Source organism: uncultured Paraglaciecola sp. (assembly GCF_913058035.1).
GTDB lineage: Bacteria > Pseudomonadota > Gammaproteobacteria > Enterobacterales > Alteromonadaceae > Paraglaciecola.
Genome location: NZ_CAJXPA010000159.1, coordinates 1 through 10,569, shown reverse-complemented (window position 1 = coordinate 10,569; position 10,569 = coordinate 1). Strand labels below are relative to the sequence as shown.

The following is a 10,569-nucleotide window of genomic DNA, read 5'->3' as shown; positions in this document are numbered from 1 at the left end:
AAAGAATAAAAATAAAATAGAGGCAGTACAATGAAAAAAATACTACTTAGTACAGGGATAATCACACTATTTGGATTGTCAGCTTGTGGAGGTGACTTACCGGGAGATGTCACAGTAACTGATGAAACTCAAGTAGTTGTGCTTGAAGAGCCGTTTGTTCGGGTTGTGTTTAATCCTGCAACGGCTGATTTAAATATTCCTAACGATTTTTTGATGATCCCAAATGGAAATTTTTTTGATTTCACCCTTAATACTGAAGGTAGTGATGAATTCGATCCTGCCAATCCATTGCATACACTGAGTGCATTAGATGGATGGTCTGCGCATATGCCGTTTGCAATTAGAGTTTCTTTGACAGACGACATAGATATCGATGCATCTTCAGTCTCTGGCTCATCTATTAGAATTTTTGAAGCAACACAAGCATTAGAAGGTACCTCTGAAACTTGTCAGGCACTCGTAGCGGCTATTGGTGCACCCGGTGTACCTTGTGAACTAGGCGAAGAATTAACCTACGGTGTCGATTTTGTTGCCTCTTATACTACAGGCTCAGGCGCTATTAGTGTTGTTCCACTCAAACCAATGAAGTCCTCTCAGGGCCATATATTGGTTGTCACTGAAGAGTTAAAATCCACAGATGGCCGTGCAGTTAAAGGCTCTATAACTTGGGAACTTGCTCGTCAGGATATCACTACTAATGCGTTAGGTTCGGCTGACTTGTTGCAATTACAAGGGTTAGTTAATTCTTTAGTGAACGTATTAGAGCCTGCTGGTTTAGACACTGCGGATGTATCCTATGCCGCTTATTTTTCCACTCAATCTGTGGAAGATTCGCTCAACACAGTGAAGCAGTTAAACATTGCACCCTTTGCACAAGCGTTCCAAGCTACCTTAGCAACGGGCGCTGACCTAGCTACTGCCAACGCTTTTGCGTCTCAATATTTGCCAACTATTACCACTGAATTAACAGCTGGACCTGATACTGTATTTGAAAACTTTTCATCTTTATTATTAACGGCTGAGCAGTTAGCAGGATTGGCAGCTGTTGGTTTAGACACGTGTGATGGGCTCATTGCTGCTGTATCAAACCCTGTATCACCATTAAACGCTACAGCCACAGCAACATTTGCATCTGTTGGTTCCTTTTGCACTTCAACAATAGTAGAGGGTGAGGTAAAACTACCATATTACTCTAGCACTACTAACCCTTCCGGTGACTGGTGGAGAGCAGCATGTACTAGTGGTGCAACCCTCCAATCTCTTGGCTCTGAGATAATCACTGGTTTAATTCAAGCTGGTCAAGTTGGCGATAATAATGGAAGGTGTCAGGATGCATCAGGCGGCACTTTATTTGACTTAGATCTAACTAGTTTAGGTATGACAGATCCAAGAAATATCACTAAATTTAATCCAATTCCTGTTTTGCAAGGTCGTGAAGTTGATGATGAAAGTACCCTTTATAATGAAGCCGGTACCGAAGCTGTTCATATAAAATTTACAATACCTGACGAATCAGTTATTGCCATGATATCTGCAGCAACTGGTGGTGCTGTTCCAGCTCAAGCTAAACCGGTAGAAGGGTGGCCAGTGCTTATTTTTCAACATGGTTTAGGCCAATCAAATGATAACGCATTGTTAATTGCATCAGCATTGGCTATGGCTGGTTACGCTACTGCGGCAATTGACCATCCGCTTCACGGTGCACGAACCATTACGGTTGCTGAAGTAACTTATGACAGTGGTGATTTTTTCCCAGCTACAAGCCAATTAACTTCTAGAGATCATGGACGTCAGAGTATTGCTGATATTATGGCTTTCAGATTGGCGCTTAACGGTATTAATGATTCGACTGGTTTAGTCGATTTAAATACTTCAGATGTACATTTTATGGGCCAGAGTTTAGGTGCCATTTTTGGAACAGGTGCAGTTGCATTAGCAAACAAAAGTTTAGTAGGCGATTTAGCCGCGTTTGATAGTATGTATGCTTTTAAAACGGCTAATATTAATGTGCCTGCAGGTGGGACCACAGTAGGAGCATTCGATTCACCTGTATTTGGTCCAGGTATTAAAGGCTCATTATTGTTTGCATCCTCACCTGAGTTTGTTGAGTTCCTAACGACTTATGCACTCCAAAATGAATTAGAACCTGCAACTGCAATAGGTCCTGCCTATTTAGCGTTTGAGCAAGTAATAAGTGCCGAGCAAGCTGCGGTAATTAATGCTACTTTCAGCGCCGTTGGATTTGCTGCGCAAACAGTTACCGACGCTTCTGATCCTATAAGTTATGCCGCCGAGTTAACAAGTACAACTCCAGTATTATTGCAATTGGTTGTAGGTGGAGGAAACAATGATGACGGCAGCACAGGTCTTACTGATCAAGTTAATCCAATAACTACCTCTTTGCCATTAGTAGGTGGTCAACCATTAGCAGATATTATGGGTTTACTTAAAGTATCAACAAGCACAGAAGGTAGTGGTGTTGTTAGATTTATTGCAGGAAGCCACTCTTCGCTTTTAAGTCCGACACCTAGTGCTGCAACCACAGCTGAAATGCAAAGCCAGGCAGTGTCATTTATTGTTTCTGGTGGCGCAAACATAGTTGTTACTGACACGTCAGTAGTTGAAAACTAAAAAATCAAATAAGACTTAATATTTAAAAAAAGCCAAGTTAATTACTTGGCTTTTTTTTTAGTAGTTTATCCCCATATATTTGAAAACAATTTTAAGGAGTTAAATAGGTTGGAATTTTTATATGAGTACGGATTATTTATTGCTAAAGCTATAACAATAGTAATAGCTATTCTATTAGCACTTGGCGGTATTATTGGCTTAGTTAGTAAACAAAAACAGGGCAAAGGTAATCTTGAAATAAGTTCTTTGTCAGACAAGCTAGAGTCAATTACTGATTTTGCAAGAGCTGAATTATTAAGTAAAGACGAACTGAAAAATTTTAACAAAGAACAAAAGAAGACTTCTAAGGCTAAGAAGAAAGAACAAAAAAACAAAGTAGCCGATGAGCCTGCTAAGGGGCAACTATTTGTTCTAGACTTTTCTGGTTCGATGGATGCTCACGAGGTAGATTATCTTCGCGAAGAAGTGACAGCTATTTTATGTGTAGCGAAGCCAGAGGACGAAGTGTTGATCAGACTTGAAAGTGGTGGTGGGGTAGTGCACGGATATGGTTTGGCTGCCTCTCAATTACAACGAATTAAAGATAAAAATATTAAACTCACTATTTCGGTAGATAAAGTTGCAGCAAGTGGAGGCTATATGATGGCTTGTGTTGCGGATCATGTATTAGCAGCAAATTTTGCCATAATCGGTTCCATCGGTGTAATTGCACAACTACCTAATTTTAATAAATTGTTGAAGAAAAGTAATATTGAGTTTGAGCAGCACACAGCAGGAGAGTTTAAACGTACTTTGACTATGTTTGGTGAAAATAACGAGCAAGGTCGAGAAAAGTTCAAAGAAGAGCTTGAAGATGTTCATCATATGTTCAAAGATTTTGTGCAATCACAAAGACCCGCTTTAGATATCTCAAAAGTGGCAACAGGTGAATATTGGTATGGTATTAAGGCAAAGGAGCTTGGCTTAGTCGATGAAATTAAGACCTCAGATGATTACATATTAACAGCGAATGAAACCAAGAAAATTTACACAGTTAAATATAGTATGAAAAAAAGCTTGCCTGAAAGGCTTGGCTTAGCAGCTAGCGTGACAGTCGAATCAATTTTTATGAAATTGTGGAGCAAAAGCGAAAGCAATTTTAGATAATATATTAATAGCAAAGTATTATTTATTAAAAGCAAACAGTTTCACTGTTTGCTTTTAATAAAATCTCAAATGGTTTTAGTTAAAGCCAATTTCCACAATCTTATTTGTAATTATTAATAAAACATAATCTAACGTTTTAATAATTAATTTAGAAAAACTAGAAATCATCTTCTTTACTATCCACTTAATTATCACTTGTAGTTGTATAAAAAAGTACAAATATCTAACATATTTACAACTCGTCATTCACGCTAAAATTACACCAACTTTACTCGACTACAACATAGCAAAAAATACTGAGCCATTTGGCTCATTTTTATTGTTTTTTTTGTTTTTACAGTATATAAAAATAGACGGTTGTTGAACTATCTAAGTTTTTGATAGTAATTTTTAAAGGGACGTATTAACCACATTTTTTTATAACTTAAAATAAAGTATCGGGAACACATAAATGAAAACTAAAATATCTAGATTGACCAAGAATATACGATTTATTATCGCATCATCTGTAGCTGTAGGTGCTATATCGACCTCTCCTGTATTTGCACAAGAAACTGAAAATACAGAGAGTATAATTGTTACAGGGACTAGGATGACGGACCGCTCAGCCGCGGATTCACCCGTCCCTGTAGATATAATAAGCGGCGAAGACTTTCGTCAGAACTCTTCTGCTGATGTACAAGATTTACTTCGTACCGCGGTGCCTTCATTCAACATCAATAGTCAACCAATCAGTGATGCTGCCACTATCGTGAGACCAGCAAACTTACGTGGACTTTCTCCAGATCATGTTTTGGTGCTAGTAAATGGCAAACGACGTCATAGAGGTTCGATAATTTCATTTTTGGGCGGTGGTATTTCTGATGGCGCACAAGGAGTTGATATCTCTGCCATTCCATCAATGGCATTAAAACAGGTTGAAGTATTACGAGATGGTGCATCTTCACAATATGGTTCAGATGCTATCGCAGGTGTACTTAACTTTATCCTTAAAGACGACTCAGAAGGTTTTGAAGTTGTCACTCGTTATGGATCAACTTACGAGGGTGACGGTAATAACTATACAATAGCAGCTAACGCAGGTTTACCCCTCGGTGATTCTGGGTTTGTAAACTTGACCGCTGAGATTCGAGACGTTGAAGGCACTTTAAGGTCGGTCGTTAGAGGTGACAGTCAAGGTATGATTGATGCAGGTTATTTGCCAGCCGCTGATTTTCAGACAATAAATAGCTACACCAGTGAATACTCACAGTATTGGGGGCAGCCTGATGTAGAAGACGACGTTAAGCTGTTCATTAATTCGGCTTTCGAAATTAATGAACATGCAGAAGTTTATCTATTTGGTAATTATGGTGAAAGAGCCGTTACCGGAGGATTTTTCTATCGTAACCCCCTTACTGAGGGTGCTCAAAGAGGAGGCGTCTATAGAGGCCCAACTGTTGACCCTTTAACTGGTCTTGCATCTGATGAGGGTGTTCACTCTGTACTAGTTGGCGACCTTGATGGTCTAGGAAATGGTGGTTCATGTATCGCAGGTATACCCATTGGTGGTGTAGGCAATGTGACGCCTGATCCAACTTTTCTTGCACAAGTGACTGCAGACAATAACTGCTTCTCATTTATTGAAACTATTCCGGGCGGATTTGTGCCAAGATTTGGTGGCAACAATGAGGATCAATCAATTGCCGTGGGTGTTCGTGGTGAAGTCAATGTAGGTTCAGGCCTACGTTATGATTTGAGTGCACAGCAAGGCTCGAACAAAACAGATTTCTATATTCGCAATACCATTAATGCATCTATGGGTCCTGACACACCTAGAGATTTTGTACCAGGAGGTCAGGAACAAACAGAAACTCAGTTTAATCTAGACTTGGTTTATGATTTAGATGTGGGTTTTGATTCTGACCTAAGTATTGCATTCGGGGCAGAATATAGAGAAGAAGAGTTTGACCTTTTTGCCGGTGACGCCGCTTCTTACGAGCTAGGTGTTCTTGCTAGTCAAGGTTTCTCATCAAGCTCTAATGGTTTTGGTGGTTTCCCTGCGTCATTTACCTCATCACAAGACAGTACCGCGTTTTATGTTGATGTTGAGGCCGATATTACAGAACAATTGACGCTTCAAGCAGCAGTTAGAGCTGAAGATTTTAGTGAATTTGGAAATACTACCGATTTCAAAGTAGCAGGTATTTTTCATGTAACTGATGACATTCGAATTCGTGGAGCAATTTCTACTGGATTCCATGCTCCAACTGCAGGTCAAGCCAACATTACCAACGTTACGACGCAAAACGTTCAAGGTGTACTAGTTGACCAAGGTACCTTACCGCTGTCTTCTGCAGCAGGGCAATTAGGCGCTAACTTTATAGACAGTCTAGGAAATGGTCGTCCTGAATTGGGTCCAGAAGATGCTAAAAACTTCTCAATTGGGGTTGGTTTTAATCTTGCAGATACAACTTGGACAATTGATTACTACAATATCGAACTAACAAACCGTGTTGCCCTTGGTGCTAATGTAGACTTTCTTGATGCTCTTAATTTTGCTGACTCGACCGGAGCTAATTATGGATCAGTATCCGCAGCTCTGACAGGTCTGGATTCACAAGGTGTTATTGATCGCAATAACTTTATTGGGCTAGATGATTTAGCTGAATTTAGATTTTTCTCTAACAGCTTTGATACAACTACTACGGGTATTGATGTTGTTGGTAACATCAACTTCGAATTTATGGGTGGTGACTCTGGAATAACAATTGCTGCTAACTACAACAAAACCGAAGTAGATAGCCTCGGTACGGTAAACCCTATTGGTTCAGGTCGAGTTGCAGCACTTGAAGATTTACTTCCTAATATTCGAGGCAACGTATCGTGGAATCACACTCAAGGTGAATACAGAACACTGTTACGTGCAAGTTATTACGGAGGATGGGACGATACTGGAAATGGTGTAAATGGAATTGGTGCAGAAGTATTAATTGATGTACAAGTTGCTTATCAATTTAGTGACCAACTCGAGTTTGTTGCCGGTGTTGACAACCTTCTTGATACCTATCCTCAAGAAAACCCTGGTGCATTAGGCTCCGGTCAATTGTATTCAGAGTCAAGTCCATTTGGCTTTAATGGTGGGACTTGGTACCTGCAAGCTAGATTCACTTATTAAATCATTTAGTTAATTGCTTAAAACCATTCACATATTTGTGAATGGTTTTTTTGTTTCCACAGCAAATTCTGTAACTCTGTCAATTTAAAAAATCAAAGTAATTTGATTTGGGCTGACATAATTTTTTAAAAAACAGTTCGATTTTTCCTTCTCTATATATTGTTGGGTGTATTACAGTTTTCTTAGGGTCTAATTTTCTGTTATTAGCTTACTAGAGAAAATTATAAACAATAATGTAACTGGTTTAAGACAGGCAAAGATGCTTATCACTTCCCCTAAGATAAACATGTTACTAATTGTGAATATTTAGAACTTAATGAAGAGATGGCATTAATCACATAGATTGGAGCTGCTCTACGTTTTTTTGATAATCAACAGGTTTTGTTACTGATATTAGGTGGCAACTACCCAAATCTCGAGACCAGAAAACCGGCTTAAGTCTGCGATAAAATGCTTCGTTAAGCAGGCGCATCAGTTTCTACTCAATACCCATGAGTAAACGCGGTAAATACAATGCTAGGTCAGGGACAAAAGTGACTAATAACACCATTGGTAAATGTCCAAAGAAAAGTAACTTAACGGTCGGAACAATATATTTATCGAGAGGCAACTTGGCTACACCTCCGGCCATATAAAGCATAGGAGCACAAGGTGGTGATACATTACCCAAACCCAGGTTTACACCAACAATTGCAGCAAAATGAATCGGGTGAATACCCAGTTCTGTTACTACAGGCAAGAAGATAATGGCAGCAAGTACGCCACCAGAAATATCATCCACTATCATACCAATGAGTAACAGAAGCAAATTAATCACTAACAAAATGACTAACTTGTGTTCAGAGATGTCTAACAAAGCTTCAGCAAGTTGCTTAGGTACTTGCTCGAGGATCATAGCTCGACTCATGATAAACAAAAAGAATAATACTGCCATGATTGAACCAGTCATAACAACGGCTCGAACAGTTGCACTTCCCAACGTTCTAAAGGTGAGGCCTTTGTAAACCATTAAGCTAACAGGTATCGCATAAATTACCGCAATGGCAGCTGCTTCTGTAGGTGTCGCTATGCCGCTGTAAATAGCACCTAATATAATGATAGGCATTAACAAAGCAAAAAATGCTTTATTGCCAGAGTGAACGACTCCACGAACTGCTTGTTTGAAAGGAAGTGCGGGTTCAACTTTTATTTCTGTGTTATTGCGTAAAAACCAAAAATTTAACCCACAATAAATAATCGTCAACATAATACCTGGAATAATAGTTGATAAAAATGCTGCACCCACCGACAACCCGCCCGTGATTGAAAAGATAATCATCGGAATACTCGGAGGAATTAACAGTGCTAAAACAGATGAACAAGCAACTAAGGCTGTAGCATGTCCTTCAGGATATCCTTCTTTCTTCATACGGGGGATCATGATCTGACCAATTGCAGCAATCGATGCAGATGAACTTCCAGATATAGCGCCAAAAAGTGCACAGGTCACGACTGTGACTGCACCTAGACCTCCTTTAAGACGTCCAACTATTGAATTTACAAAATCAAGTAATCGATCTGATATGCCACCTTCAGCCATTAATATTCCAGCAAGAATAAACAATGGGAGCGCTAAAAGTGCAAACCCACTGGCTAAATTAAAGCCGTGAGTAGCTAAATATGAAATATCATTACCGGTTGTAAAAGCAAATAATAAGGCACCAAATCCAAAAGCAAAAGCAACGGGTGTTTCCAACAACAAAAGAATGACTACGGCCAACATACATAATAGGAAAATAATCATAGTGTGTTAAACCTTATTGCTATTATTTGATTGGGCTTTAATTTCTAATATTTGACGGAAATCCTTAATAGTTTGAAATAGAAAAAAGATTGCCATTAACAAGAATCCAAATATCATGCTTGCAGTCCACAAACCTTTAGGCCATTGCAGGTATAAACTCATCCGCTCTTTTTCGAATACAAACATTCCATATTTGGCCGCAAAATATCCAAAAACACAGACGGTAAATAAACAAATAATTGAAACAGTAAAACGTATCATTTCAATCTTAACAGGATCGTGAACAAGTAAACTCACAATGCCACCATGAATATGCGATCGCTGTTTTGTCGCATAACCCATACCGAGAAATGAAACCCAAACAGCTAGCAATATGGCAGCCTCTTCAATTCCTGCAAATGGGGACTCCAGAACATATCGCATAATAACTTGAGTAAACATCAAAATTGCTAGTCCCAAACCAGTAAAAACCATTGCTCCACGGATGCAGTAATCAAGTATAAACTCCAGTTTTTTTAATGCTTTGTGTCTTGGAACAATAGTTTTTGTTTCACAGTGTGACGGTCTATTTGGTTCTAATTCTTTAATATTCATAAAAACTTCTTCTTTAATACTGGAAAGCTAAGCCAAGGTATCTGTTGATAGTTACTTAATAAAGCCAAACAATAGCTATCTTATGTCAGCAATCTCACGGACTAATTTCATAATATCGCTACCGATTTTTTCTTCCATGTAAGGCCATTCATTATCATATAAGATACTTTTGGCTTGAGCCATATCTTCATCTGACAACTCAATAATTTTAATACCTGCATCCCGCACTTTATTCAAAAATCCGTTATCAATAGATTCTGCTTCTTGCCATACCCATTGAAGGGTTTCATCAACTGCATCTTGCATTTTTATTCTTTCAGATACTGGAAGTTCTTCCCACCACTGTTTATTTACAAGCCAGAAGGCATGTTCAAAATAATCTCGAGTAAGAATGTAAGCTTCCAACACATCACGCATCTGATATATTTCGACAGCTGGACCAAATGCCCTTCCATCGACCGTGCCTAACTGTAATGCGGTGTATAGTTCAGAATATGGCATAGGAACGGCAGAAAACCCCCAATTTTGGAAACGTCTAATTGCTAATGGTGATGGTATCACGCGCATTTTGATGCCCTTGGCATCTTCAGGAAAACGAGTTGGGACTTTGCCTACACCTTTACTTATCGTGATAGAACCAAAGCCAGTAGGAATGGTGCCCAAAGCGACCAATCCCAAATCAGCAAAAATTTCGTTATATACATCAATCATGGGGCCGCCTGGACCATACACTTTATGTGCACTCGTCCAGTTATCAACCACATATCCCAGCCATGTTAAATCCAGTCGACCGTCAAATTCTGAGGCTCCGTAGGTTATAGTCATGGGTATGACACCCAGCATTGATTGCTCAAACTGTGAAGTCCAGTCACCCAAGTCTCCACCGGGATGATAATCAGGTTTATATGCAGAATCTTTAATCTTTAGTTTTTCTATGAATTTTTGGGACGTATGATGGAAAATATGTTCAGTATTATAAGATTGGGTAAAGATAAATTTACTCTTTGACTTTGCAATACTTATCGATGAAATAGACATCAATGAAACAAAAATTAAAAAACTCATCCATTTTTTTAGGGTATGTATAATTTTTTTTGACACTATATAAAGCCTCTTTAATTGATTTTATAAGCTAAGTTTGAACTATAAAAATAGTTCAAACTTAGTGAGGTTAGCATGAGTATGCTCTTGTCTTAAAGTTAAGGTAAATAAACAAATATTAACCACTATTATTAACCACTATTATCAACCACTATTA

Annotated in this window: 6 protein-coding genes; 3 read left to right on the top strand and 3 right to left on the bottom strand. The window is 38.8% G+C overall.

All coding sequences use genetic code 11. The annotated features are described in order from the left end of the window. Window positions 1–30 precede the first annotated feature (30 nt). The 3 genes from QZ562_RS16710 to QZ562_RS16700 all read left to right on the top strand — a co-directional run bounded on the left by QZ562_RS16710 (window position 31) and on the right by QZ562_RS16700 (window position 6,934). Window positions 31–2,631, top strand: a complete 2,601-nt coding sequence (locus tag QZ562_RS16710; protein WP_293762647.1) for a VolA/Pla-1 family phospholipase — start codon at window positions 31–33, stop codon at window positions 2,629–2,631. 108 nt (window positions 2,632–2,739) lie between these two features. Further along, window positions 2,740–3,777: a protease SohB gene (gene sohB, locus QZ562_RS16705; protein WP_293762649.1), complete on the top strand. Its 1,038-nt coding sequence runs from the start codon at window positions 2,740–2,742 to the stop codon at window positions 3,775–3,777. Window positions 3,778–4,228: 451 nt separating this feature from the next. Next, window positions 4,229–6,934, top strand: a complete 2,706-nt coding sequence (locus tag QZ562_RS16700; protein WP_293762645.1) for a TonB-dependent receptor — start codon at window positions 4,229–4,231, stop codon at window positions 6,932–6,934. A 478-nt stretch (window positions 6,935–7,412) separates the two neighbouring features. Here QZ562_RS16700 and QZ562_RS16695 read toward each other — a convergent pair whose 3' ends face one another. From QZ562_RS16695 to dctP, 3 genes are all read right to left on the bottom strand, one after another. Further along, window positions 7,413–8,717, bottom strand: a complete 1,305-nt coding sequence (locus QZ562_RS16695; RefSeq protein ID WP_293762643.1) for a TRAP transporter large permease — start codon at window positions 8,715–8,717, stop codon at window positions 7,413–7,415. A 6-nt stretch (window positions 8,718–8,723) separates the two neighbouring features. Continuing rightward, window positions 8,724–9,311 carry a TRAP transporter small permease gene (locus tag QZ562_RS16690; RefSeq protein ID WP_293762641.1) on the bottom strand — a complete coding sequence of 196 codons (588 nt, stop codon included), beginning with the start codon at window positions 9,309–9,311 and terminating at the stop codon, window positions 8,724–8,726. Between the two features lie 75 nt (window positions 9,312–9,386). Further along, window positions 9,387–10,412, bottom strand: a complete 1,026-nt coding sequence (dctP, locus tag QZ562_RS16685; protein WP_293762639.1) for a TRAP transporter substrate-binding protein DctP — start codon at window positions 10,410–10,412, stop codon at window positions 9,387–9,389. Between the last annotated feature and the right edge of the window lie 157 nt (window positions 10,413–10,569).

What these genes read in the sequence shown, in the direction of transcription:
- QZ562_RS16710 (WP_293762647.1), top strand. Translation starts at nt 31, where the DNA reads ATGAAAAAAATACTACTTAGTACAGGGATAATCACACTATTTGGATTG.
- QZ562_RS16700 (WP_293762645.1), top strand. Translation starts at nt 4,229, where the DNA reads ATGAAAACTAAAATATCTAGATTGACCAAGAATATACGATTTATTATC.
- QZ562_RS16695 (WP_293762643.1), bottom strand. Translation starts at nt 8,717, where the DNA reads ATGATTATTTTCCTATTATGTATGTTGGCCGTAGTCATTCTTTTGTTG.
- QZ562_RS16690 (WP_293762641.1), bottom strand. Translation starts at nt 9,311, where the DNA reads ATGAATATTAAAGAATTAGAACCAAATAGACCGTCACACTGTGAAACA.